General features: G+C 73.8%; 22 protein-coding genes and 1 pseudogene. 5 read left to right on the top strand and 18 right to left on the bottom strand.

Annotated elements, in window-relative coordinates; all coding sequences use genetic code 11:
- Positions 1-21 precede the first annotated feature (21 nt).
- Positions 22-672: an N-acetyltransferase gene (locus IEZ13_RS38555; RefSeq protein ID WP_183222296.1), complete on the top strand. Its 651-nt coding sequence runs from the start codon at positions 22-24 to the stop codon at positions 670-672.
- Here the strand turns inward: IEZ13_RS38555 and IEZ13_RS38550 are convergent.
- From IEZ13_RS38550 to IEZ13_RS38485, 14 genes and pseudogenes are all read right to left on the bottom strand, one after another.
- Positions 669-1,142: a hypothetical protein gene (locus IEZ13_RS38550; RefSeq protein ID WP_183222295.1), complete on the bottom strand. Its 474-nt coding sequence runs from the start codon at positions 1,140-1,142 to the stop codon at positions 669-671. The two genes, IEZ13_RS38555 and IEZ13_RS38550, sit on opposite strands and share 4 nt — an antisense overlap.
- A gap of 7 nt (positions 1,143-1,149) precedes the next feature.
- Complete coding sequence (locus IEZ13_RS38545) at positions 1,150-1,503, bottom strand: hypothetical protein (RefSeq protein ID WP_183222294.1); 354 nt, start codon at positions 1,501-1,503, stop codon at positions 1,150-1,152.
- 126 nt (positions 1,504-1,629) lie between these two features.
- On the bottom strand, positions 1,630-1,851 hold the full coding sequence (locus IEZ13_RS38540; protein ID WP_183222293.1) for a hypothetical protein: 222 nt from the start codon (positions 1,849-1,851) through the stop codon (positions 1,630-1,632).
- 75 nt (positions 1,852-1,926) lie between these two features.
- Positions 1,927-2,484: a GNAT family N-acetyltransferase gene (locus tag IEZ13_RS38535; protein ID WP_183222292.1), complete on the bottom strand. Its 558-nt coding sequence runs from the start codon at positions 2,482-2,484 to the stop codon at positions 1,927-1,929.
- An 8-nt stretch (positions 2,485-2,492) separates the two neighbouring features.
- A pseudogene (locus IEZ13_RS38530) lies at positions 2,493-3,483 on the bottom strand (DNA topoisomerase IB).
- The gene (locus IEZ13_RS38525; RefSeq protein ID WP_183222291.1) at positions 3,464-4,393 is read right to left on the bottom strand and encodes a glycosyltransferase family 9 protein; all 930 of its coding nucleotides are present in this window, start codon (positions 4,391-4,393) and stop codon (positions 3,464-3,466) included. The pseudogene IEZ13_RS38530 and the gene IEZ13_RS38525 overlap by 20 nt, the downstream one beginning before the upstream one ends.
- Positions 4,390-5,070 carry an SDR family oxidoreductase gene (locus IEZ13_RS38520; protein ID WP_183222290.1) on the bottom strand — a complete coding sequence of 227 codons (681 nt, stop codon included), beginning with the start codon at positions 5,068-5,070 and terminating at the stop codon, positions 4,390-4,392. The genes IEZ13_RS38525 and IEZ13_RS38520 overlap by 4 nt, the downstream gene beginning before the upstream one ends.
- Before the next feature lie 3 nt (positions 5,071-5,073).
- Positions 5,074-6,423, bottom strand: a complete 1,350-nt coding sequence (locus IEZ13_RS38515; protein WP_183222289.1) for a PfkB family carbohydrate kinase — start codon at positions 6,421-6,423, stop codon at positions 5,074-5,076.
- Entirely contained in the window at positions 6,420-7,025 is a 606-nt protein-coding gene (locus tag IEZ13_RS38510) for a D-sedoheptulose-7-phosphate isomerase (protein WP_183222288.1), read from the bottom strand. Before IEZ13_RS38510 ends, IEZ13_RS38515 begins: the two co-directional genes overlap by 4 nt.
- On the bottom strand, positions 7,022-8,224 hold the full coding sequence (locus tag IEZ13_RS38505; protein WP_229795573.1) for a glycosyltransferase: 1,203 nt from the start codon (positions 8,222-8,224) through the stop codon (positions 7,022-7,024). Before IEZ13_RS38505 ends, IEZ13_RS38510 begins: the two co-directional genes overlap by 4 nt.
- Positions 8,209-9,129, bottom strand: a complete 921-nt coding sequence (locus IEZ13_RS38500; RefSeq protein ID WP_183222287.1) for a glycosyltransferase — start codon at positions 9,127-9,129, stop codon at positions 8,209-8,211. The genes IEZ13_RS38505 and IEZ13_RS38500 overlap by 16 nt, the downstream gene beginning before the upstream one ends.
- Positions 9,126-10,796, bottom strand: coding sequence for an HAD-IIIA family hydrolase (locus IEZ13_RS38495; RefSeq protein WP_183222286.1), 1,671 nt, complete (start codon positions 10,794-10,796; stop codon positions 9,126-9,128). The genes IEZ13_RS38500 and IEZ13_RS38495 overlap by 4 nt, the downstream gene beginning before the upstream one ends.
- The gene (locus IEZ13_RS38490; RefSeq protein WP_183222285.1) at positions 10,700-11,737 is read right to left on the bottom strand and encodes a glycosyltransferase family 2 protein; all 1,038 of its coding nucleotides are present in this window, start codon (positions 11,735-11,737) and stop codon (positions 10,700-10,702) included. Before IEZ13_RS38490 ends, IEZ13_RS38495 begins: the two co-directional genes overlap by 97 nt.
- Complete coding sequence (locus IEZ13_RS38485; protein WP_183222284.1) at positions 11,734-13,365, bottom strand: carbamoyltransferase family protein; 1,632 nt, start codon at positions 13,363-13,365, stop codon at positions 11,734-11,736. Before IEZ13_RS38485 ends, IEZ13_RS38490 begins: the two co-directional genes overlap by 4 nt.
- A gap of 149 nt (positions 13,366-13,514) precedes the next feature.
- Here IEZ13_RS38485 and IEZ13_RS38480 point away from each other — a divergent pair, with 149 nt between their 5' ends.
- Together IEZ13_RS38480 and IEZ13_RS38475 are read left to right on the top strand one after the other, a co-directional pair.
- Positions 13,515-14,921: an aldehyde dehydrogenase family protein gene (locus IEZ13_RS38480; RefSeq protein WP_183222283.1), complete on the top strand. Its 1,407-nt coding sequence runs from the start codon at positions 13,515-13,517 to the stop codon at positions 14,919-14,921.
- A 71-nt stretch (positions 14,922-14,992) separates the two neighbouring features.
- Complete coding sequence (locus IEZ13_RS38475) at positions 14,993-20,152, top strand: trypsin-like peptidase domain-containing protein (RefSeq protein WP_183222282.1); 5,160 nt, start codon at positions 14,993-14,995, stop codon at positions 20,150-20,152.
- Positions 20,153-20,345: 193 nt separating this feature from the next.
- Here IEZ13_RS38475 and IEZ13_RS38470 read toward each other — a convergent pair whose 3' ends face one another.
- The 3 genes from IEZ13_RS38470 to IEZ13_RS38460 are packed head-to-tail and all read right to left on the bottom strand — an operon-like array spanning position 20,346 to position 21,961.
- A complete protein-coding gene (locus IEZ13_RS38470; protein WP_229795571.1) occupies positions 20,346-20,741 on the bottom strand; it encodes a hypothetical protein in 396 nt (131 codons plus the stop codon).
- Positions 20,738-21,682, bottom strand: coding sequence for a TIGR03557 family F420-dependent LLM class oxidoreductase (locus IEZ13_RS38465; RefSeq protein WP_183222281.1), 945 nt, complete (start codon positions 21,680-21,682; stop codon positions 20,738-20,740). The genes IEZ13_RS38470 and IEZ13_RS38465 overlap by 4 nt, the downstream gene beginning before the upstream one ends.
- Positions 21,683-21,733: 51 nt before the next feature.
- Positions 21,734-21,961, bottom strand: coding sequence for a hypothetical protein (locus IEZ13_RS38460; RefSeq protein WP_183222280.1), 228 nt, complete (start codon positions 21,959-21,961; stop codon positions 21,734-21,736).
- A 16-nt stretch (positions 21,962-21,977) separates the two neighbouring features.
- Between IEZ13_RS38460 and IEZ13_RS38455 the strand changes: the two genes are divergently transcribed.
- Positions 21,978-22,328 carry a hypothetical protein gene (locus IEZ13_RS38455; RefSeq protein ID WP_183222279.1) on the top strand — a complete coding sequence of 117 codons (351 nt, stop codon included), beginning with the start codon at positions 21,978-21,980 and terminating at the stop codon, positions 22,326-22,328.
- A 290-nt stretch (positions 22,329-22,618) separates the two neighbouring features.
- Positions 22,619-23,416: a dihydropteroate synthase gene (gene folP / locus IEZ13_RS38450; protein WP_260179281.1), complete on the top strand. Its 798-nt coding sequence runs from the start codon at positions 22,619-22,621 to the stop codon at positions 23,414-23,416.
- A 4-nt stretch (positions 23,417-23,420) separates the two neighbouring features.
- Here folP and IEZ13_RS38445 read toward each other — a convergent pair whose 3' ends face one another.
- Complete coding sequence (locus tag IEZ13_RS38445; RefSeq protein WP_183222277.1) at positions 23,421-23,972, bottom strand: TetR/AcrR family transcriptional regulator; 552 nt, start codon at positions 23,970-23,972, stop codon at positions 23,421-23,423.
- Between the last annotated feature and the right edge of the window lie 68 nt (positions 23,973-24,040).

The raw sequence follows: 24,040 nt of genomic DNA, 5'->3' as shown, positions 1-24,040 counted from the left end.
GACGGATGATCTACTGGGCGGGTGAGTGATCTACGCGAGACCGTCGTCCGGTGGCAGCGCGGCTGGTCGGTGGCCCGGTCCCTGCCCCTGGCGGAGACGGTCGACGGTGGGCTGCGGTCGGACTGCCGGCAGCCGACCCGCGATGTCGAGTATCTGGCCCTCGACGTGGATCCGGCCACGCTCGCCGGGTTGGCCGGCCGGGTCGCGGCGGAGCGGACGGTGACCTGGCTGACCGTGCCGACCACCGATCCGGACGCGACGGCCGCGGCGCTGGAGGCGGCCGGGCTGGTGCTGTTGCAGAAGTCCGAGGCGATGATGGCGATCGACCTGCGGGAGCATCCCCGGCGGGAGGCGGCCGCCGGCTACCGGGTGGAGACCGTCCGGTCCGGTGCGGTGGTGACTGCCTCCGTCGTCCACGAGTCGGGTGAGGTGGCCGCGTGGGGCACCGCCGGGCTGTCCGGCACGGACGCGGTCGCCGACAAGATCGAGACGCATGCCGCCCACCGGCGCCGGGGTCTGGCCAGCACGGTGATGGGCTCGCTGGCGGCCGAGGCGGTGGCGGCGGGCGCCGAGCAGGGCCTGCTGGTCGCGAGTGTGGACGGCCAGATCGTCTACCCGCGGCTCGGCTGGCGGACGATCGCCCACGTGCTGATCGCGACCACGCCGGTCTAGAACGGGAGCGGCTCGAAGTCCTCGCCGACCTCACGGATGTCGGGATCGTCGCTCCGCCGCGCGATCTCGGTGAGACGCCGCAGTGCCGGGTAGAGGCCCAGGTGGTCCAACAGCTCGGCGAGACGGCGGAACACGCCGTCGTCGGCGTCCCCCAGCAACTCCACCACGATGTCCGGTACGGCCGAGGCGTAGGCGGTGAACGGGAGGCGGGCCACCACCTGCCGGGCGAGCAGCGCGTCCCGATCCGAGAGGGACGCCTCCACGACCGGGCGGATCAGGGCGACCGTGAACGAGGCGTCCAGCTGCGACAGCACGAACAGGGTCTGACGGCGGGTGTACGGGTCGGCCAGCGCGTCACGGACGGCGTCCACCGTGCCGTCGTGATCGTGGACGAGGCGGCCGAGCGCTCCGCTGAGGGCGGCGATCTCCTTGCCCGCTGTGCTGACCACCGCGGGAATCGGCTCCGACACCGGATGATCACCACCCTCGCTCCCAGGGCAATCCCTGAACCAATGCGCAGAATTTAGCATGGCTCATGCATTCCGTCGGGAAAAGCAACGCGTGCCCAAGGGGCCCCTGGCCACCCGCGTCCGAACCGTCGGCGTGAATGCCGAGACCTTCGGGAAGAACCGTGCCGGCGGGCAGGCGCCACCGTTTGCCGGTGAGCCCGGAAAGCTCGGGCCACCGGAAGACCGAAACACCGAGAACGATGTCCTGCGGATTCTCCGGCCGGAACGGACCGATCGGGTCCTCGCCCAGATCGGAGGGACGAATCCGGCCCGGCCCGCTCGCGTTGCCGAAGCGCCAGAACACATGATTCGTGACGACCATATTCTCTTCCTCGGGGTCTTCGGATGGGATGGCGGGCAGAAGCCGACATCGTCGGCGGGAATGCCTTCCATTGCATGGATGCGAAATGCAACGAGATCCGGACACACGGGTGTCAGGAATTCCGCATCAGTTCCGAAGAACCTCTTTCCGAGGGCCACGCTCAATGGTGGCGATGCTCGCACTGTAGGCGCAGAGGCTCGGCGCCGGACGCAGGCGCGCCAAGATGGCGAATAGCCGGTGAACGAGGTTCGCCCCGAGCAGGAAGCCGATAAAACCGAGCAGGACGCCGATCAGACGATCGAAGAAGCCGCGCGTCGACGGCGCATCCGGTTCGGCAGGACGGGGCACGAGTGTCAGTCTTCCAGACACGAGAGTCCAAGGGGGAACGGAGCGCAGTGCTTCACTCGAAATTGGCACGATCCACTACGCAGGGCCGCGGAGTTCGCGCAGGTCGAGGGCGTAGAGGAGTTTGTCGTAGCGGGCCTCACCGACCGCGACGAAGCGGTCGAGACGGCCGTACTGGTGGAAGCCGAGTTTCTTGTAGAGGGCCGCCGCGCGGGTGTTGTCGCCGCGCAGGTCGAGGGTGAGGACCTCGATCCGGTGGCGCAGCGCGGCCGCGATCAGCGTGGTCAGCAGGGTCCGCCCGAGGCCGAGTCCCTGCCGGTCCGGGTCGACGGCGAGTTTCTCCAGGTCGGCGTTGGGACGGTGGGTGGGCCGGTCGTAGCGGCGCCAGTAGCCGAATCCGGCCACCTCCTCGGCGCCGTCGGCGGGGACGACGGCCAGGGCGATCGCGGCGTCACCGGACGGGACGGCCGCGGTCAGCGTCTCCAGGAGGGCGACCACCTCGGCGGCCGGCGGCGGCTCCACCCAGCCGAGCGCCGCGCCACCGGCGACCAGGGCGCGCAGCAGCGCCACGACACCGGTGGTCTCCCCCTCGGTCAGCCCGTCGGATCCGATCAGCCGTACTTCCCAGTCGCCCACGGCGGAAGTCAATCAGAATCTCCGGTCAGCAATTCGATGACCTCGGCCTCGGTCTGTTCCGGACGCCCGGGTTCGATCACGTCGCCGCTCTCGTAGGACTCGATGACCCGCGGGTCGACGTAGGAGTCGCGGGCCACGGTGGGGGTGTTGCCGAGCAGCTCGGCCACCTCCTTCATGGCCTTGGACACGGCCTTCTTCCGTTTCGTGGCGGTCGGCTGCGGGTCCTCCCCGGCGAGCGCGACGGCCGCCTGGACGGGTACCGTGCCAGGTGCGGAAGTCCTTGGCGGTCATCTGTTCGCCGCTGATCTCGCGCAGGTAGTCGTTGACGGCGTCGGCGCGGATCTCCTGCCAGCGGCGGCGGCCCGGGTCCCAGTAGGCGAACAGGCGCTGTTCGCCGGCGCGGCGCCGTTTCAGGTCGCGGAGCACCGCGCACACCTCACCGTCGCCGACGGTGGCCGCGTGCTCGACGCCGGATTTGCCACGGTACTCCAGCAGGACGCATCCGCCCTTGGCGCGCACGTGTGCGGGCCGCAGCGTGGAGAGCCCGAACGAGGGATCCTCCGAGCGGGCCGCCGACTCCTCGCCGCCGACCCGGAACATGCCCATGTCGAGCAGCCGGACGATGGCGGCCAGCACCCGTTCCCGGCTCAGGCCGCGGCCGGTGAGGTCGGCGCGGATCCGGTCGCGGACCTCGGGCAGCCGGGCGCCGACCTCGAGGGCGTGGTCGAACTTGACCCGGTCCTGCTGTTCCCGCCACGCCGGGTGGTAGAGGTACTGCCTGCGCCCGGCCGCATCGACGCCGGTGGCCTGGATGTGGCCACGCGGGTCCGGGCAGATCCACACGTCCCTCCAGGCCGGTGGGATGACCAGGGCCCGCACACGTGCCACGGTCTCCGCGTCGCGCAGCGGTGCGCCGGAGGGATCCAGGTAGGTGAAGCCGCTACCGGCACGCCGCCGGGACAGGCCGGGTCTACGCAGGTCAGCGCGGTGCAGCCGCATGCTGGACCTCGTCGGCGGCGGCGAGCACCTCGTCGGGGGTGATCGCGAGCAGCGCGGGGTGGACCGGGCCGGGCAGGTCGCCACGTTCGCTGCGGGTGCCGTGCCAGATCGGGCGATGGTAGGGCCGGTCCGGCGGCGGTCCCCAGCGCTGCGGCGAGACCGGGCCGAACAGGGTGACCGACGGCGTCCGGTAGGCGGTGGCGAGATGGGAGACGCCGGTGTCGCCGCTGATCACCAGCCGGGCGGACGCGACCAGGGCGGCGAGTTCGCCCAGCCCGGTGCGGGCGACCGCCTCCTCCGGGAGCCCGGCGAGCGCGCAGACCCGTACACATAGGTCTCTCTCGGCGGCGGAACCGGTGATCAGCGGGTGGTGACCCGCCGCGCGCAACCGTCGTGCGACGGCCGCCCAGCGGTCCGGAGGCCATCGCCGGGCCGGGGATTTCGCGCCGGGATGGATGATCGTCATGCCGGTGGGCACGTCCGCGTGCGGCGCTTCAAGATCAAGATCAATCTCCGAGCAGGGTACGCCGTAATAGCGCACCAATCGGCACCAGCGCCGGACCTCGTGTTCGTCGTCGTGCCAGCCGGGCCCGTCGTGGTGCCCGGCCGGAGTGCAGGCGAACGCCCACAACGCGCCCGGCCGCAGCGCCGTCAGGCGGCGGTGTGATTCCGGGCCGGAGCCGTGCAGGTTGACCGCGAGCCGGGGCTCGGCGGGGGCTCCGTCGAGGGGTTCGAGCTCCCGGGCCGGGACGATCCGGTCGATACCGCCGATCGTGACGATCAGCGGGGTGAGCCAGGCGGGGGCGGCCAGGGCCAGGGTCTCGCCGGGAAAGGCGGCGCGGAGCCCGCGCAGGGCGGGCACCGCGGTCGCCAGGTCTCCCACGCCGAGCGCGCGCAGGACGAGGATCACGGGTACGAGCTCTCCGTCTCCGCCGCCACGACGAGTTCCCGGACCGCGCAGCCGGGCGGCTGGCTGAGCGCGAACAGCACCGCGGCGGCCACGTTGGCCGGATCGTTGAGGATCGCGTCCGGTCCCGGCTTGTACCTGTCCTCACGGTCGTCGAAGAACCTCGTCCGCATGCCGCCGGGGATCAGCAGCGTCACGTTGACCTGCCCGGCGAGTTCGGCGGCCAGCGCCCGGGTGAAGCCGACGACACCGAACTTGGCGGCACAGTAGGCGGTGGCGTCCGAGACGGCCTTGATCCCGAGGGTGGAGGAGATCGTCACGACACCGCCGTGCGACTGCTTGAGCGCGGGGATCGCGGCGCGGATCACCGCGGCGGTGGCGAGCAGGTCGACGGCGACGATCCGGTCCCAGATCTCGCCGGGAACGTCCGCCAGGGTGCCGGGCACGTCCATGCCGGCGGCGGTGACCACGCCGCCGAGGGTCCCGCCGGCGCGGGCGATCAGCTCGACCGTGGCCCGTTCGGCGGCGCGGGTGTCGGCCAGGTCGCACTCGATCCAGTCGACGCCCGGCTTCGGGGGTTGCCGGTCGACGACGTACGGGCGGCCGCCGGCCTTGACGACGGCGTCGACGACCGCGGCGCCCAGGCCATTGGATCCTCCGGTGACGATTACTGCGTCCATGCGCTACCTCCTGCGTGCTTCGGCGATGGTTCTGGTGGTGGAGCGGCCGTCCAGGTACGGCACGATCACGGTCTGGCCGCCCCAGCGCTGGACGATCTCGGTCTCCGGCAGCGTGTCGTAGTCGCCGCCCTTCACCCAGACGTCGGGGCGCAGCCAGGCCAGGACCGGTTCCGGGGTGGGCTCGTCGAAGACGACGACGGCGTCGACGCAGTCCAGGGCGGCGAGCAGGCAGCCGCGGTCCTCCTGGCCGGTGAGCGGGCGGTTGTCGCCCTTCAGACCGCGGACCGAGGAGTCGCTGTTGAGGCAGACGATCAGGCAGTCGCCGAGCGCGCGGGCGGCTCTCAGCGTGGCCAGGTGGCCGGTGTGCAGCAGGTCGAAGCAGCCGCCGGTGGCGACGACGGTGCCGCCGCGGGTCCGCACCTCGGCGGCGAGCCGACCGGCTTCGGCGGCGCCGATCCGGCCCTCGTGTGCGGCTTTCCCCGACATTTCGGGATCTCCGGCTACGTAATCCGATGCTGCGGCAACCGCCGCACCGACCGCCTCCGAGACCAGGGCGCCCTCCGCCAGAGCCACCGCGGCCGCGACGGCGAACGCGTCCCCGGCACCGCAGGTGTCACCGGACGACGCCGCCGGAACCGGCACCACCAGCGGTGTCGGGCCGCCCTGGCAGAGCACCGCGCCGGCCGCGCCGCGGGTCACCACCACCGCCGCGGCCTGCCAGCGCTGCCGCAGCGCGTGCCCGGCCCGCTGGGCGGTGGCCAGCCCGGACCCGTCGCCGGCGTCGCCGGACAGCCGCCGTGCCTCGGCCTCGTTCGGGGTGACGAGACGGCAGTTCGGCACCGGCGGCGGCCCGTTCGGGTGCGGATCCCACACCACCGGCGCCTTCGACTCCTCGACGGCGGCCCGCAGCGCCGGATGCCGGGCCACCCCGCGGCCGTAGTCGCTGACCAGGATGGCGCCCGCGTCGCGCAGCACGTCGAGCGCTGCGGCCGGGACGTCGCCGGGCGGCCGGGGCGGGCCACCACGGTCCAGTCGCAGCAGCACCTGGCCGGCGGCGCGCAGCCGGATCTTCTCCGGGGTGCCTCCGGGCAGCGGGAGCGCGTACACCCGAATGCCGGCGGCCGTGAGCAGCTCGCTCAGCCGGGCCCCGGCGGCGTCCGGGGCGAGCGCCGTGACCAGCGCGACCTCGATTCCCCGCCGGGCGGCGAGCAGGGCCGCCAGGCCCGCGCCGCCGGGCCGCTCCGACACCCGCTCCTCGTCCAGGACCGGGGCGGGCGCGTCCGGGGCGATCCGGGTGACGGTGCCGTGCACCTCCCGGTCGAGCAGGGTGTCCCCGACGACCACCAATCTCATGCGCTGACCATCTCCTCCAGCTCGTCGCGGCCCAGGTCCGAAGGGGCCAGATGCCGGTCCACGTACTCGCACATCACGTGCACCGAGACCAGGTGCAGCTCCTGGACGACCTGGCTGTCCGGCGACGGGCAGCACAGCGCCTCGTGACAGATGTCGGCGAGCGGGTTGGGCCGTTCGCCGACCATCGCCCAGGTCCGCATGCCGATCTCCTCGGCGGCGCGCGCCGCGGCCACCAGGTTGGGGCTGCGGCCGCTGGTGGAGAGCAGGAGCAGGATGTCGTCGCGCCGGCCGTGCGCCCGGACCTGGCGGGCGAACACCTCCTCGAAGCCGTAGTCGTTGCTGATCGCGGTGACCGCCGACGAGTCGGGGGTGAGCGCGATCGCGGACAGCGGGATCCGGTCCTCGCGCAGCTTGCCGACGAGTTCGGCGGCGAGATGCTGGGCCTCGGCGGCACTGCCGCCGTTGCCGGCGACCAGCAGCCGTCCACCGCCGGAGAGGTGGCGGGCCAGGGTGGCGCCCCAGCGGGCCAGGCGGCCGGCCTGTTCCCGGTACGGCAGCAGCGCCTGGACGAGCCCGGTCAGGTGGACGTCGATGGGGTTCAAGCGACTACCTCCAGGTCGGCGACGGTCGAGTAGACGGCGGTCAGCCGCTCGGCGATGCGCGGCCACGAGTAGGAGGCGGCGGCCCGGTCGGCGGCCGCGGCGGCGTAGCCGTACCGGCGGATCTCGTCCCCGGCGAGCCGGCGCAGCGCGAGGGCCAGGGCGCGCGGGTCGCGGGGCGGCACCAGGTCGCCGGTGACACCGTCGACGACCGTGTCGGTGAGCCCGCCGACCGCGGTGGCGACCACCGGCACCCCGCAGGCCATCGCTTCGAGGGGGGTGAGACCGAACGGCTCGTACCAGGGGGTGGCGGCGAGCACGTCGGCGGACCGGTACCAGGCCGGCATCTCGTGCGCCGGAACCGCGCCGGCCAGCCGGACCCGGTCGGCGACCCGGCAGTGCTCGGCGAGGGCCCGGAGCCGACGGGCGTACGGTTCGGCGTCGAGTGCCGCGGCCGGCGGACCGCCGACCACCACGAGTTCGGCGCCGGGCACGGCCGGCATGGCCCGGATGGCGTCCTCGATGCCCTTGCGCTCGACGAACCGGGCCACCGTGAGGATCCGGCTCAGCCCGGGGGTGCGCTCCACGGCCGGCCCGCGCGAGCTGAACCGTTCGGTGTTGACCCCGGACGGCACCAGCGACATCCTCGACCGCGGCACCCCGAGGGGCAGCAGCTCCTCGACCTCGTCGCGGCACTGCACGATCACCCGGTCGGCGGCCCGCCCGATGTGCCGTTCGTAGCCGATCCGCCCGGGCGGGCTGGTGTCGGCGGCGCCCTGGTAGCGGCGTTTGACGGTGCCGAGGGCGTGGAAGGTCTGCACCACCGGCACACCGCAGGAGTGCCCGGCGTCGAGGGTGGCCAGCCCGCTCATCCAGAAGTGGGCGTGCGCCACGTCCGGCATCCACTCGGCGCGCCAGTCGGCGGCCATCCACCCGGCGAAGGCGCCCATGTACGGCAGCAGCTCGTCCCTGGGCAGCACCTCGGCCGGCCCGGCCGGTACGTGGACCACGTCGGCCCGCTCCCCCATCGGCACGACCTCCGGCAGGCCGGGGCTGTCCCGGCGGGTGTAGACGCGTACCTCGTGCCCGTTCGCGGCCAGGGCGGCGGCGAGTTCGGCGACGTGCGAGTTCTGCCCGCCCGCGTCGACGCCACCGAGCGCCGCGAGCGGGCTGGCGTGTTCGGAGATCATCGCGATGCGCATGTCTCCTCCTCCAGCAGTCGGTCCCAGTCGGCGAGGAAGCGGTCGATGCCGTACCGGGCCAGGGCCACCTGCCGGGCCCGGGCGCCGAGGTGGGCCGCCTCGCCCGGTTCGTCGATGAGCCGGCGGGCGGCCTCGACCAGGGTGTCCACCCGGGTGGAGAGGATCCCGGCGTCCGGCGGGACGGCGGCGATCGCCTCGGTGGTGGCCAGGGCCAGCACCGGCATGCCCATCTGCATGGCCTCGATGAGGCTGAGCCCGAGCGACGTCCACCGGCACAGGTGCAGGTAGGCGCGCCGCCGGGCGACCTCGGCGTGCATCACGTGCTGGGGCGGGTCCTCGAAGGCGGTGACGCCGGCCAGGCCGGAGACGCCCATGCCGAAGACGTCGAGCGGGGCGACGGACGCGAACCGGGGGAACAGGTCGGTGCCGGTGACCCGCCCACGGCGTACCGGCTCGTTGGTGACCACGGCCAGGCGGGACAGCGAACCGGTCCAGCGGGCGGCCGGTTCGACGACGCCGTGCTCGATGACCGTGGTCCGGGTGCCGCCGCAGTCCCAGAACAGGTCGTTGAAGTCGGTGACGTGCGCGATGACCAGGTCGTCACGGTCGGCCAGCGGGTGCCGGGTGTCCGGCACGTCGCCCTTGGGCGTGTTGTGCTCGACGTAGATCACCGGCACGTGCGGCGGGATCAGGTCGAGTTCCCCGGGACGCTGGGCGATCGCCACGTCCACGTCACGGATCTCGTCGAGCGGCAGTTCCTCGACGGTGTCCGGCCAGTCGAAGGTACGGGCACGGCCGCGGCCCCACTCGTCGCGGGCCGGGTTGACCGGTACCAGGTACCGGTGCTTGCCCTGGACGAACGAGGTCGTCCAGGAGCCGTGCACGTGCCAGAGCAGGATGTTCACGCGGCCACCTCGTCGTGGTTCGGTTCGGGTACGGCGATGCCGAGACGGTGTACCGCCGCCAGCACGTCGTGCGGTCGGATGCCGGTCAGGCAGGGATGCCCGGGGACCGGGCAGCGGGTGGCCCGGGTGTCCCGGCAGGGTGCGCCCGGGTCGCCGAGCCGGACGGCGGGCACCCGGTAGGGGCCCCACCGGCCATAGGGGACGGTCGGCGCGTACAGGCTGATCACCGGGGTGTTGACGGCCGCCGCCAGGTGGGCCGGGCCGGTGTTCGCGACGATCAGGCAGTCGGCGCCGGAGAGCAGGCCGGCCAGCTCGGACAGCGGCATCGGCCCGGGGTCGTCGGCGGCGTCCCCGGCCACGTAGGCGGCCAGGTGCCGCTCCCCCGGCCCGCCGGTGACGACGACCCGGTGGCCCTGTGCGGCGAGGGCGGCCACGATGCGGCGCAGGTTCTCCGGCGGGCATGCCCGGGCCTCGCAGCTCGCGCCCGGGTGCACCACCAGATAGCCGCCGCGCGGCCGGCGCGCGACGGTCACCCGCAGCCGCCCGTCGTCGCCCGCCGGGAGAACGAAACCCGCGGCTGCCGCGACGCTGCGGGCACGTTCCGGTTCGGGCAGTTCATCCGGTACGCGGTGCCGCACGTCCAGCAGTGTTCCCGGGTAGTCCTCGCTGATCGCGGTGATCCGGTCGACGCCGGCCATCCGCAGCAGCAGGGCCAGTGGCAGCGCCGACTGGTGAAAGGAGGTGAACACGACGGCCTCGTCCGCGCCGACGGCCCGCAGCCGGTCGGTGAGCGCCCGCATGCCGGCCGGGTCGACCGGTCCCGGCTCGGGGTCGATCCACGGCAGCCGCCATTCGACGATCTCGTCCACTCCGGGCAGCAGTTCGGCGGCGGCCCGGCCGCGCGGGCCGCAGAGCAGCACCACCCGGTCGGCGCCGGCCGCCAGGGCACGGATCGCCGGGCCGGTGACCAGCACGTCCCCGGCCGAGTCGGAGCGGACGGCCAGGACCGTGCGGGCGACGCGCGGCCGGGGCGCCGGGCTGAGCAGCCGATGCCGGTCGAGGATCAGGTCGGCGGCCCCGGCCAGGTCGGCGGCGCGGTGCGGGGCGGCCGCCACCTCGGCCTCCAGGGTGACCCCGGTGGGGACGAGGATCCCGGCGGCCCCGGCGGCGAGCGCCGCCTCCACGTCCCGGCCGATGTCACCGACCAGCACGCAGCGCTGCGGGGTGGTGCCGAGCGCCGCCGCCGCGGCCAGCACCAGACCGGCGGCCGGTTTGCGGCACGCGCAGCCGGCCGTGTCGTCGTGCGGGCACACCTGCCACGTGCCGAACGGGCCGAGCAGTTCCTCGACCCGTTCGTTGACTGCGGCCAGCTGCTCGGCGGTGAACCGGCCGCGGGCCAGCCCGGACTGGTTGGTGACCACGCCGAGCCGCAGGCCGGCGGCGCGCAGCCGGTCGAGGGCGGCCCTGGCGCCGGGCATCGGCCGGACCTTGAACGGGTCCCCGTTGTAGGGCACGTCCACGATCAGCGTGCCGTCCCGGTCGAACAGCACCGCGTCGTAGAGCGGCGCGCTCACCGGTTCCGCCTCCAGCGCGGCACGGTGGAGCCGTCCGGCAGCGGAACGCACGGCGCCTCGGGAACCGGCCGGTGCGGCTCGGCGCCACGCCATCGGAGCCAGCCGCGCAGCCAGTGGGCGATCGCCACCGGGGGGATGACGGCGCTGGTCACCAGCATGGTGGTGACCTCGCGGGAGTCCCGGGGGCCGGGGGCGATGCGGGCCACCGCGAATTCGGCGGTCCCGGCCGCCCAGCCGGCGGCGGCCAGTGCGGCCACCCGCGACCAGACCCGGTCGCCGGTGGCCACCCGCAGCAGGGCCGATCCGGCGGCCGCGGCCAGGCAGGCGGTGACCACGGCGTGCCGGTGCCGGCGGCCGGACGGGATCCCGAGCACCGCATGCCAGTTCGGACCGTAGAGGCGGCGCAGCAGGGCGTCGTCGGCGTTGCCGCGCTGTGCCCGTACGCTGATCCATTGATCTTCCGGACGGACCGGATGGGTGGCCCGGCGACGGCCGCGGTGCAGCTCCCAGCCCGCCAGCCGGACCCGGAGGGCCAGCTCGGCGTCCTCGCGGAAGGCGCGCGGCAGCCGTTCGTCGAAGCCGCCGGCACGGGCCAGCGCGGCACGGCGGTAGGCCATGTCCGCGGTGAGCCACTCGCCGTCGGCGAGGGCCGCGGTGACCCGCTCCCAGTCGGTGGGCGGCCGGTCCGGCGGCAGCGGCACCCGGAGCTCGCCCTGCACCCCGCCGACGGTCGGGGCCGCCGATCGCAGGTCGTCGGCCAGCCGTTCGATCCAGTCCGGGTCGGGCAGCACGTCGTCGTCGAGGAACGCCACCCACTCGCCCTCGGCGGCCCGCCAGCCGGTGTTGCGGGCCGCGGCGGGCCCGGCGGCGCGGCCCGCGATCACCCGGGCCGGCACTTCGAGAGGGGTACGCCGGTCGGCTCGGTCGTCGACGATCAGCAGCTCGATGTCCGGCGGCAGCGAACCGAGCGCGGCCAGCAGCGCGCCGAGGCTGACCCGTCCCACGGTGGGTACGACGATGCTGGCGAACGTCACTCCACGCTCCGGTAGGTCTGGGCGCGGTGCACCGCGAACGGGCCGAGTGCGAGCAGGTCGACCGGCGCCGACCCGAACAGTTCGAGGGCCTCGCGCGGGGTGTCGACCATCGGCCGGCCGGCCGTGTTGAGCGACGTGTTGACGACCACCGGCAGTCCGGTCAACCGTTCGAACTCCGTCAACATCGACGCCACGACCGGCTCGTCATCAACATGTACGGTCTGCACACGTGCGGTGCCGTCGACATGGGTGACCGCCGGGATGCGATCCCTCCAGTCCGGTCTCACCCGGTGGACGAAGAGCATGTACGGGCTCGGGTAGACGCCTTCGAAGATGTCGTGGAAGCGTTCCGCCCGGACCATCGGCGCGATCGGCCGGAACTGTTCGCGGCCCTTCACGTCGTTCATCCGGGTCTGGGTGTCCCGGTCGCCGGGGTGGGCGAGCAGCGACCGGTGCCCGAGGGCGCGCGGCCCGTACTCGCTGCGGCCCTGGTACCAGGCGACGATGCCGTTGCGGGCCAGCACCCCGGCGGCCTCGGCGGCGATCGAGGCGGGCCGGCTGTACGGCACGGCGGCCCGGCGCAGCTCGGCCTCCAGCTCGTCGTCGCTCCAGCCGCGGCCCAGCGCGGCCGTGGTGAACGGCAGGTGCTCGCCGTTGACGGCGAGCGCGGCCCCGAGCGCGGTGCCCGAGTCACCGGCGGCCGGCTGCACCCACACCCGCCGGAACGGGCCCTCGGCGGCGATCCGGGCGTTGGCCACGCAGTTGAGCGCGGTCCCGCCGGCCATGGTGAGCGTGGGCAGCCCGCCGGCCGCGTGGTACGTCCACCGGGCCAGGTCGAGCAGCACCTCCTCGAGGCGTTTCTGCACGCTGGCGGCGAGGTCGGCGTGCGCCTCGGTCATCTCCTCGCCGTCGGTCCGCGGTTTGGCGAGGGCGTCCCAGTCGATCCGCTCGACGGTGAACCCGCCGTCGCCGGCCCGGACCAGGTCACGCAGCAGGCCGAGGTACTTCGGCTGCCCGTAGGACGCGAGCGCCATCACCTTGTACTCGTCGCTGGAGTGCAGGAAGCCGAGGTGCCGGGTGAGGTCCTCGTAGAGCAGGCCGAGCGAGTGCGGCAGCTCCTGGCCGTACAGCACGTCGAGCCGGCCGTCCCGGTAGGCTCCGGCCAGGTGGCTGGCCCGCTCGCCGCGCCCGTCGAGCACCAGCACGGCGCTGTCCCCGGGCACGCTGAGCCCGGCCGAGGCGGCGTGCGCCACGTGATGCGGCACGAACCGCACCTGCTCGGGGTCGAGGCCGGGCAACGCGGCCGCCAGGAACTGCGGGGCCCGCCGGGCGTAGTCGGCGCGCAGGTGATCCCAGGGATCGTCGAGGCCCAGCTCGGCGGCGTCCCGGCAGAGCCCGGGGTCGAACGAGTAGGCGACCGCGTCCAGGTCCTCGGGCCGCAGCCCGGCCTGTTCCAGACACCAGGCGGCGGACAGTTCGGGAAGCTCCCAGGCGGCGAACGGCACCGGCCGCTTGCCGTGCTTGCGGCGGCTGAACCTTTCCTCCTCCGCGGCCGCCACCACGCGACCGTCCACGATCACGGCCGCCGATGGGTCATGGAAGATCGCATTGATCCCGAGAACGCGCATGGCGGGCCGCATACCCCCGGATCTCCCCTCTAACCGCATGATCATCAACTTCCCCCGGATAGCTGAGATCCCCGTTTTCCTGCACTTTCACGGTGAACATTTGCCGTAAGGCACGTTTCCCGGCGGTCCGGTGTGGGCAGACTGGCCGCATGCATGAGGTGGAACAGCTCATCGACGGCAGGTGGGCGCCGGGCACCGGCGGACGGACCCTGACCGTCACCGGCCCGCGCGACGACCGCCCGGTCGCCCGGGTGCCGGTCGCCTCCGAGGCCGACGTCGCCGCCGCCGTGAGAGCCGCCCGCGCCGCCGCGCCGGAGTGGGCCCGCACCGCCCCGGCCGCCCGGGCCGCCGCCCTGCACGCCGCCGCGAACGCGATCGAGGCGGCGGCCGGCGAACTGGCCGAGATCATGGCCGGCGAGATGGGCAAACCGGTCGACGGCGCCCGCGACTCGATCGCGGCCGGGGTCGGCACCCTGCGCCAGTACGCCGAGCTCGGCCCCACCCACCGCGGCCGCTCGCTGGCCGGCGACGACGGCGCGATCGACCTGATGGCGTACCGGCCGCGCGGCGTGGTCGCGGTGATCACCCCGTGGAACGACCCGGTCGCCGTCTCCTGCGGGCTCCTCGGCGCCGCCCTGGTCACCGGCAACACGGTGGCGCACAAGCCGAGCGAGCGCACCCCGGCGACCGGCTGGCGGCTGGCCCGGCTGTTCGCCCCCCACCTGCCCCAGGGTGTGCTCAATGTGGTGCACGGCGACGCACCGGCCGGAGCCGCGCTGGCCGGCGGGGCCGTGGACGTGGTGGCGCACGTCGGCTCCACCGCCACCGGCCGGTCGATCGCCGCGGCCTGCGCCCGGACCGGCGCGAAGGCCCTGCTGGAGAACGGCGGCAGCGACCCGCTGATCGTGGACGCCGGCGTGGATCCGGTGTGGGCGGCCGGGCAGGCGGCGCTCGGCGCGTTCGCCAACTCGGGGCAGATCTGCGTCGCCGTCGAGCGGATCTACGTGCACCGGGAGGTGGCCGAGCCGTTCGTCGAGGCGCTCGCCGCCGAAGCCGAGACCTGGGGCAAACAGATCGGGCCGCTGGTCGACCGGCGGCTGCGCGACACCGTGCACCAGCAGGTGCGCGCCGCGGTCCGGGACGGCGCCACCCTGGTCTGCGGCGGCGCCATCCCGGACGCGCCGGGCGCCCACTACCCGCCGACCGTGCTGACCGGCTGCACCGACGACATGCCGGTGATGCGGGAGGAGACGTTCGGGCCGGTCGCGCCGGTGCTCGTGGTGGACTCCTTCGAGGAGGCCCTGGAGCGGGCCGCCGACTCCCCGTACGGGCTGGCCGCCACCGTACTGACGCCCAGCATGAGCCACGCCCAGCGGGCCTGGCGGGAGCTGCCGGCCGGCACCATCAAGGTCAACGCGGTGTTCGGTGGGGCGCCCGGCGGTGCCGCGCATCCGCGCCGCGGCAGCGGACAGGGCTTCGGGTACGGCCCCGAACTGCTCGACGAGATGACGGTGACCACAGTGGTGCACCTGGAGGCCCCGCCCACCGGCTGGTAGAGAAACCGGCTGGTGAACGAAACCGAACGAGGTATGTCGCCCGGAGGTGTCCGCACGGGAGCATCGTCGGCGTGACGACCGACGAGCTGTACGACGTGTGTGCGGCCGTCCGGGCCGGCGACTCGGACGGCAACGGCTTCTTCGTCGCCCCGGGGGTCCTGGTCACCTGCGCGCACGTGGTCCAGGACCACGCGGAGTGCACGGTCCACTGGCACGGCCGCGACTACCCGGGCACGGTCCGCTGGCGGCGCCCCGAACAGCGGCCCGACGACGGCTGGACCCCGCTGCCGGACCTCGCGGTCGTGGACGTGACGATCGACGGCGAGCATCCGTACGCCGATGTGCAGCGCGCCCCGCACCCCGACGAGGCCCACCCGGGCGAGGTCCGGATCGCCGGCTACCAGCGGCTGTTCAGCGACCGGCCCACCCTGGTCCACGGCCGCTACCGGATCGACGGCCCGACCGAGGCGGACGGCGTCCGGTTCCTCCAGATCGGCGACGACACGGTCGAGCCGGGGATCAGCGGGTCACCGGCGTTCGACGTGCGGACCGGGCGGGTGATCGGGCCGGTCAAGGCGACCCGCGGCGGCGAGCACGGGGCCCGCGGCGGCTGGGTGGTGCCGCTCGCCGGCGTACCCGGTCTGGAGGGTCTGGACGGCAGTCCCGGCTGGAAGGCGGCCCGCCGCCGCTGGCTGGTCCCGAAACTCGGCGCCATCCTGCACCGGCCCGGGGAGCGCGCGCCCCGCGGCGGCGCCCACGGCAGCACCGCCGACCTGCTGCGCCCGGAGCGCGGCATCGTGCCGTTCGAGGGCCGCGACGCCGAGATCGAGGCGCTCACCGCCTGGTGCGACTCGGCCGAGCCGTTCTCGGTGCGGCTGGTCACCGGCGCGGGCGGCGTCGGCAAGACCCGGCTGGCCGGGCAGCTGGTCAGCGGGCGGCACGAGCACGGCTGGGTGGCCGGGTTCCTGCGGCCGGTGGACCGGATGGACCCCGGCCCCGGCCCGGTCGACCGGCTGATCGAGGCGCTCGACCGGCTGGGCGAACCGGCGCTGATCGTCGCCGACTACGGCGAGGACCACGTACGCCTCAAGCATCTGATCTCCGAACTGGACGAGCTGGCCCGCTCGGAGCGCCCACCGATCCGGCTGCTGGTCCTGGCCCGCCGGGCCGGCGCCTGGTGGGAGGATGTCGGCATCGGCATCAGCGCCTCCCTGATGACCAGCCTGGACACCCGGGTCTGCCGGCTGCACCTGTCCGGTGTCGCGCCCGGCGCCTGGACCGGCGAGTACGAGCGGGCCCTGGCCGCGTTCGCCGTCCACGCCGGGGTGCCGCCCGGACCGCCGGGCCCGCCGCCGGACTTCCGCGGCGACACCCCGCTGCTGCACCTGCACGCCGCGGCCGTGGTGGCCGCCCTGAACCCGGGCACTGTCGCGCGCAGCGGTGTGGACGCCCTCGATGCCGTTCTGGAACACGAGCACGTCTACTGGAAGGCCACCGCCCGCGTCGCCGGGCTGCGCCTCGACCCGGTGGCGCAACGCCGGGCCGTGGCGCTGATGAGCCTGGCCGGCGCCACCACCGAGGCGGAGGGATGTGCCCTGCTCGGTGACGTGCTGGGCTGGCGGCTGGAACGCGCCGAGCCGGTCGCGGAATGGCTGCACGACCTGTACGACGGCGCCCAGCACGGCGCCGGCTACTGGACCCCGCTCGGCCCCGACCTGCTCGCCGAACGCCTCGCCGCCGTGGTCTGCGAGGCCGAGCCGGACCTGCCCCGGAAGGTCGCCGCCGGCGTCGACGATCGCCGGGCCGGGCAGGCCCTGACCGTGCTGGCCCGGGCCGGACGGCACTCGCCCGGCGCCGCGGCCACCCTCAAGGACCTGCTCGGCACCGACATCCGCCGGCTGGTGCCACTGGCCGTACGCCTCGCCCCGTCGGTCGGCGGTGAACTCGGCAACGCGGCCGGCGCCGTGGTCGAGGCGCAGCTGGCCCTGGACGACGACCTGTTCTACGAGGTCGGCTCCTACCTGCCGGACCACGTCGAATGGGCACTCAAGGACCTGGCCGTCGTGGTCCTCGGCAAGATCCTGGACGCGACCGGCCACGACGGGTTCGAGGAGTCGGTGGTCGTCATGTTCCGCATCACGATCGCCCGCTACCTGCTCGTCGGCGGCCAGTTGCGGGAGGCCCTGGACCGGCTGGAACCGGCGGTCCGGATCACCCCGGACGGCCCCGAGCGCACCGGCCAGCTGGTCGAGGCGCTCACCCTCAAGGCGCAGCTGCACAACGGTCTCGGTCAGCCGGGCGAGGCCAGCGCCGCCTCCGGCCGGGCGCTGCGGTTGCTGCGCCGGGCCAGCGGGCTCAACGACGTACAGGTGGCCGAGGCCAGCCTGGGCCTCGGCCAGATCCTGATGTCGCAGGGGTCGGCCACCGAGGCGTCCGCGTTCTTCACCGAGGCGCACCGCGCCTACCAGCGGATCGGCATGAACCCGGTGGCCGCCATGCAACTGGCCATCACCCTGGCCAGCAACGCCATGAACCTGGTCGTGGTCGGCGACCACGACCAGGCCACCCGGCTCGCCCAGCAGGCCGTGGAGACGCTCGCCAGCATCCCCGGCGACCACCCGGTCTACCGCACGGCCTCGATCTTCGTGGGCCATCTGCGTCTCCAGGTCCTGGCCATCGGCACGGTCACCGCCGACACGCTGGCCGAGGCGGAGGACCTGTTCGCGCTGCTGCGCGCCGAGCCGCCCAGCTACACCCAGATGCAGATCCTGCTCGCCCAGTCCCTGGTGGTGGCGATCGGCATCGCCGTCCAGCTGGACGACCACGACCTCGCCCAGCGCTGGTCCGACGAGTCGTTCCGGGTCGCCGAGCGGGTCAGCGGCCTGGCCATCGGCGTGCACCTGCGACGGTCCGCGCACTGGGCCGCGGCCCGTCTGGCGATCTTCACGGACCGCAACGCCGACGCCGAACGGCACCTGGTCGAAGGGCTGCGCGGCACCGTCCCCGACGACGTCAGCGAGCCGGGCTTCGCGGTCCGCGACGGCGAGATGTGGCGGATGCTGGGCCTGCTGCGCATCGAGGCCGGTGACCTGGCCGGCGCGATCAGCGCCGGCAGCCAGGCCAAACGGCAGCTCGAGGCGGTCGTCGCGAAGGCGCCGGCGATGTGGGCGGCGGCCGGGCTGCCCACCGTCGCCGGGGAACTAGCCGACTGGCAGGAACGGCACGGCCTCGGCCTCCAGGCGTACCGGACCACCCTCGACCTGGTCGACGTGTGCCGCCGCCGGATCGCCGCGAACCAGCCGATCGGCGAGACCGACCTGTTCCAGGCGCTGGCCCGGGCCGCGATCCGGGCCGCGCACTTCCTCGACGTCGACGCCACCGGGACGTACGCCGTCGAGGCCGTCGCGCTGGGCGCCCAGCCGGCCGCCGACCGCCGGCCGGGCGCGGCCGAGACGATGGCGCTGGCCCGGCTCGCCCTGGCCCACCACCTCATCGGCGCCGACCCGGCCGGCGCCCACGCCCAGTTCGGCGCTGTCCGGGAACTGCTGCCCCCGCTGGTGGACTCGTCGGCGTTCGGCCTCAACCTGCACAGCCGGGTCGCCGCCGGGCTGCTCGCCGCCGCCGGAGACGACACCGCCATGGCGGAGGCCCGCGACTACGACCGCGCGATCCGGGAGCAGGCGGTCACCGACGGCGTCGACCTGCCGTTCACCCGCGACCGGCTGGTGCGCCTGCTGTCGCTGCACTGCCGGCTGCGTCACGAGCACGACGGCGCCCGCCGGATCGGGCAGCGGGCCGGTGACCCGCCGGCGCCGTACACGTCCGAACATCTGATGCGCGTCATCGAACTCCACGACGGCGGCGTGATCGCCCACGTCGGTGACCGTCCGGGGCACGCCCGCCGCTTGTTCACGGCCGCGTTCTCCCTGGTGCCGGAGAAGGATCCGGCCGACCCGGAGGATCAGATCGCGTCCACCCTGTTCGTCCGGCTGGGACTGCTCGGCTACCACCTCACCGACGTGGCGGCCGGCACCGGAAAGGCGCGGGAGCTGCTGGACCGGACCCGCGGCGGGGTCACCCTGCCGGACCGCGCCCTGCACGCCGGGGTCGCCGCCGGACTGGCCGTCGACGCGGCCCACGACGGCGACCCGGAGAAGGCCACCGCCCTGTGGTCGGAGGTCCGCGCGATCCTCGACATGCCCGGCCCGAACGCCGCCGACTGGCTGGGCCTGCCGCTCTACGACCTGGCCATGGCGTTCATCGAGGTCGTCGATTCGGAAACCGCTCTCCAGGTGTGCCAGTACGCCGAACCGGTGGCCCGCACCTACGACGAGCAGATCGCGCTCATCGAGCTGCGGGGGCTGCGCGGCCTGCTGCTGTCCGACCTGGACCGGCCCGCCGAGGCGATCGACGACCTGCGCCACTGCCTCGACCGTGATCCCACCCTCGACCCGCCGGTGCGCGCTCCCCGCGGCCGGATCGCCCTGATGCATCGTCATCTGGGCCGCTGCCTGCGCCGTACCGGCCGGCTCGCCGACGCCGAACCGGTCTACGCCGCCGGGCTCGCAGTGAGCCGGTCCCTGCACGACACCGACCGCGCCGACCCGGACCTCGCCGCGCTGCTAGCCGGCGACCTGGCCGAGGCGGTCACCGTCGCCCGCCACTCCGGGCGCCTCCGCGAGGCCGTCGAACTGGCCATGGAAGCCTTCGCGCTCTGCCGCCACACTCCGCTGCCCGGCCTGCTGCCGGTCGCCGCCGCCGAGGCGGGCCTGCTGCGCAGCGCCGTCCGCGACCACCGGATCGCCTGCCGGCTCACCGCCCGCGCCGTCACCCTGGCCGGTTCCCGCCCCGTCACCCCGGCCGGTTCCCCCGCCGTCACCCTGCCCGATTCCCGCGCCGGCAACCCGGACACCGAGGCCACCACGATCCTGCTGCACGCGGCGGTCACCCACCTGCGCGCCGACCGCCCCGGCCCGGCCGCCGACTACGCGTGCGCCGCGGCCTCCCGCTACGGCTGGCCCGCGGTCCCCGGCGGCCCCAGCGCCGAGGTCCTCACCCGCTTCGCGCGAGCCCTCACCGCCGCGGCCGCCCGAAACCCCGAAAACCCCGCCGCCCTGACCCAGGCACAATCCGCACGCCTGATCCTCCGAGCGCTACGCGCAGACCCGGCCCACGTCGGCGAGGCCACCGAAACCTACGTCACCGTCCGCCGCACCCACGGTTTCCCCTGATCCCGTACGGGACTGCCGAGTCCCGCAGCACCCGGCGACCACCTGCCCACTCCCGCCCGTGCCGCCCCCGCCGGGCTGAGCTGCCCACTCACCCCCACCCCTCCCTCACCCCACCCCCTCCCGCAGCCCCGCCACCCCGCCGTCCGCGATCTTGGACGTGTTCCCACCGCAATCGGTGGCCAGACCTCCAAGATCACGAAGGGGCACCCGCGCCGGCCACACCCACCGCCGCCGCCCGCGATCTTGGACGATCGGCCACCGCAATCGGTGGCCAGACGTCCAAGATCGCCAGCGTCGAAGAGGGCGGCGGCGCGGGCCGGCGAACCGTCGGTCCAGTACGAGTCGTCGTCGGCGAACGCTGCGTACGGCGTGTTCGCACGGCGTACCCCCTCGTTGCGGGCCGTGGCGCGCGGTTCTCGCCGAGCCGGACCACGTCGACCGCCGGGAAGGCGCTGCTGATCGCGTCCGGACCGCCGTCGGTGGAGGCGTCGTCGACGAGGATGACCGGGGCCCGGTGTTCGGGCAACGTCTCGAGGAGGCGGTCGCGCCGGTTGCGGGTGGCAACCACCACCGTGACCCGGTCGCTCACCGTCCGATCAGTTCCTTGCCCGCGAAGTCGAGGAATCCGTCCGGGTCGGGCCCGGCGTTCATCAGGACGACGTGGTCGTATCCCGCGTCGGTGTACTCGCGGATCCGGGCCAGGTAGCGGGCCGGGTCGGGTCCGGCGGTGAGGAAGGCGCGGACGTCGTCCTCGGTGACGGTGGCGGAGGCGGCCTCGAAGTTGACCGGGTTGGGCAGTTCGGCCATCACCTTCCAGCCGGTGACCGCCCAGCGGGTGGTGCGGTGGGCCTCCTTGACGGCCGCCTCCTCGGTGGGCGCCCAGGCGACCGGCACCTCCGCGTATTTCGGCCCCCTGCCACCTTTCTCGGTGAAAGTGGCTACCAGGTCGGCCCGCGGCTCCGTGACGAACAGCCCGCTGCCGTGGGTGGCGGCCAGTTCGGCGGCCACCGGGCCGCCCGCCGCCACGGCGATCGCCGGGAGCGTATCGGGCAGATCGAAGACGCGCGCGTCCTCCAGCTGCAGATATCGCCCCTGGTAGGACTGATAGCCGCCCCGCCAGAGCAGGTTGATGATGTCGAGGGCCTCGCGCAGCCGTTCGTGCCGCTCCCGGACGCTGCCGAAACCCTGCCCGACGACGTGCTCGTTGAGCCGCTCCCCCGAGCCGACGCCGAGGGTGAACCGCCCGTCGGAGAGGATCGCCAGGGTGGCGGCGGCCTGCGCGACGATCGCCGGGTGGTAGCGCACGCTGGGACAGGTCACCCCGGTGGCCAGCCCGAGCGTGGTGGTGCGGGCCGCGATGGCGCTGAGCACGTTCCAGGCGTACGGGGAATGGCCTTGAATGTCGAGCCAGGGGTGGAAGTGGTCGCTGATCTCGACGAAGTCGAAGCCCACCTCCTCCGCCCGGATCGCCTGGCGAACGAGTTCCTTGGGCCCGAATCCCTCGGCGGCGAGCTTGTATCCCAGTCTCATGGTGCTGCCGATTCCCGGATCGGGAGGGGACAAACGTCCCCTCCCGTCGCTCTAGGAAGTGGCCGGGTTCCGGACGTCCTGCGCGCCCGAGCGGGCCGTCTCCCCGGTGGTCCGCGCCGCGTCCCGGGCGGTCTCGCGCACCTCGCCGGCGGCGTCCCGGACGGTGCCGCCGAGGTCGTCCTTCAGGTCGCTCGCCACGTCCTTGACCTTGTCGGTGAGGTCGCCGCCGTGCTCCTTGAGCTGCTGTCCGGCCCGGCGCTCGGCGTCGGTGACGGGCATCAGCGAGGCGGTGAGCATGCCGACGCCGAAGGCGATGATGCCGGCGGCGAGCGGGCCGGCCGCCCTCGGCGACCCGGGCGACCACGGCGGCGGCCGGCGAGTCCTGCCGGGCGCCGCGCATCTCGTCGAGGTGGTCGGCGGTCTCGCGGATGCCGCCGACGAGGCGGCTGTTCTGGGTGCGGGCCTGCTCGCCGAGTTTGTCGCGAACCTCGGAGGCCACGGAACGGGCCTGGTCGCGAACCTCGGCTCCGACGCGCGCTGGGCCTGGTCGCGGGCGGTGTCCCTGACGTCGCCGGCGGCCTGCCTGGTCTGCTCGGCGGCCTGCCGGGGCTTCGACTGTTCTTCGGTCGGCGGCGTCAGGTCGTAGGTCGGCTGCCGGGGCACATCGACCGGGTATGCCGGATCACTCATGTCGTCCTCCGAGGGGATAGTGGCCGTTGTGCGCACGCACCTCGACTACCCCGGGGACGGGCATCGATTCCTCTCCGGAAGTGATGGATGACGCAGAGTCCCGCCTGTTAGAACCCATGATCATGGGTACGGCGTACCGGCCGGTACGCCCGCACGGCTTTGTTAGGGTCGGCGACCGTGAGCGAACTCAGCGGTACACGGGTCATCGGCGGCCGGGCCTACGACTTCTCCCGGCAGGTCGTGGTGATGGCGATCGTGAACCGTACGCCGGATTCGTTCCACGACAAGGGCCGGACGTTCGCGCTGGAGAAGGCCACCGAGGCGGTCCGGGCGGCGGCCGCCGACGGCGCCGACTGGATCGACATCGGCGGGGTCCCGTTCGCGCCCGGCCCGGAGGTGACCGCCGCCGAGGAGCTGGACCGGGTGCTGCCGGTCGTCGAGGCGGCCCGCGGTCTGGCCGTGGTGTCGGTGGACACGTTCCGTCCGGAGGTCGCCGCCGAGGTGATCAAGGCGGGCGCCGGGGTCGTCAACGACACGTCCGGGCTGCGTGATCCGGCGATGGCCGACGCCGTGGCGGGGACGGACGCGCAGCTGGTGATCTGTCACAGCCTGGCCGCGCCGCGTACCGAATATCCCCGGCCGCAGTACCGGGACGTGACCGCCGAGGTGGGCGCGTTCTTGCGGGAGAAGGTGGAGTTGGCGCTGTCCCGCGGGGTCCGCCCGGACCAGATCATCATCGATCCGGGTCACGACCTGAACAAGAACACCCACCACTCGCTGGAGCTGACCCGGCGGCTGGACGAGATCGCGGCGATCGGCTATCCGATGCTGGCGGCGCTGAGCAACAAGGACTTCATCGGCGAGACGCTGGACCGGCCGCAGCAGGAGCGGCTGGCCGGCACGCTGGCCACGGTGGTCTTCTCGATCATGCGGGGCGCCCGGATCATGCGGGTGCACGACGTGCGGGCGAACTACGACGCGATCCGGATGACCGAGGCGATGCTGGGCTGGCGGGAGCCGGCCTACACCCGCCACAACATGTGACGGCTCACTCCTGGTCGTAGGGCAGGGTGCCCAGCAGGTCGGTCATCCACGGCTGGGGCGGCACCGCGTCCGGACCCAGCACCCGCATCGCCCCGAGCACGGTGATCAGCATGCCGCTGGCGAAGAAGTCCCGTGCCTGCTCGGCGGTCGCCCCGGTCAGCTCGCGGACCAGCATGAACATGTCGCCGTAGCACTGGCGGACGGCATCACCGAGCCCCGGGTCGGACCCGGTCGTGAACGCGTGCAGCAGCACGACCAGCAGGTCCCGCTCGGCCAGCAGCGCCTTGAACGCCTTGCCCAGCCCGGGCAGCGTGGGATCGACGGCGGCCGCCTCCCGCCAGATCCGCTGCACCCGGTCGGACGCGTGCCACATGGTGGCCAGGAACAGCTCCTGCTTCGTGCCGAAGATCCGGATCACGTACGGCTGGGAGACGCCGGCGATGCGGGCCACCTGGTCGGTGGTGGTGCCGGCGTAGCCGCCCCGCGCGAAGGCGGTGACGGCGGCCGCCACCAGTTGAGCGTGGCGTTCCTGAGCAGTGAGACGGATCCGGGTCACGTTGACAGGTTATCAGTCGATGCTTACCGTGCTTAGTTATCAGTGGATAACAACTTCTAGGGGGAAGT

Origin of the sequence: Actinoplanes campanulatus (assembly GCF_014647795.1) — a bacterium.
Classification (GTDB): domain Bacteria; phylum Actinomycetota; class Actinomycetes; order Mycobacteriales; family Micromonosporaceae; genus Actinoplanes; species Actinoplanes campanulatus.
This window is presented reverse-complemented; position numbering and strand designations above follow the sequence as displayed.

Coding starts and splice junctions, on each gene's coding strand:
- IEZ13_RS38545 (WP_183222294.1), bottom strand. CDS start 1,503: ATGGTCGTCACGAATCATGTGTTCTGGCGCTTCGGCAACGCGAGCGGG.
- IEZ13_RS38520 (WP_183222290.1), bottom strand. CDS start 5,070: ATGGACGCAGTAATCGTCACCGGAGGATCCAATGGCCTGGGCGCCGCG.
- IEZ13_RS38515 (WP_183222289.1), bottom strand. CDS start 6,423: ATGAGATTGGTGGTCGTCGGGGACACCCTGCTCGACCGGGAGGTGCAC.
- IEZ13_RS38505 (WP_229795573.1), bottom strand. CDS start 8,224: ATGCGCATCGCGATGATCTCCGAACACGCCAGCCCGCTCGCGGCGCTC.
- IEZ13_RS38495 (WP_183222286.1), bottom strand. CDS start 10,796: ATGGCGTGGCGCCGAGCCGCACCGGCCGGTTCCCGAGGCGCCGTGCGT.
- IEZ13_RS38485 (WP_183222284.1), bottom strand. CDS start 13,365: ATGCGCGTTCTCGGGATCAATGCGATCTTCCATGACCCATCGGCGGCC.
- IEZ13_RS38480 (WP_183222283.1), top strand. CDS start 13,515: ATGCATGAGGTGGAACAGCTCATCGACGGCAGGTGGGCGCCGGGCACC.
- IEZ13_RS38465 (WP_183222281.1), bottom strand. CDS start 21,682: ATGAGACTGGGATACAAGCTCGCCGCCGAGGGATTCGGGCCCAAGGAA.
- IEZ13_RS38460 (WP_183222280.1), bottom strand. CDS start 21,961: ATGCCCGTCACCGACGCCGAGCGCCGGGCCGGACAGCAGCTCAAGGAG.
- IEZ13_RS38455 (WP_183222279.1), top strand. CDS start 21,978: ATGCCGACGCCGAAGGCGATGATGCCGGCGGCGAGCGGGCCGGCCGCC.
- folP (WP_260179281.1), top strand. CDS start 22,619: ATGGCGATCGTGAACCGTACGCCGGATTCGTTCCACGACAAGGGCCGG.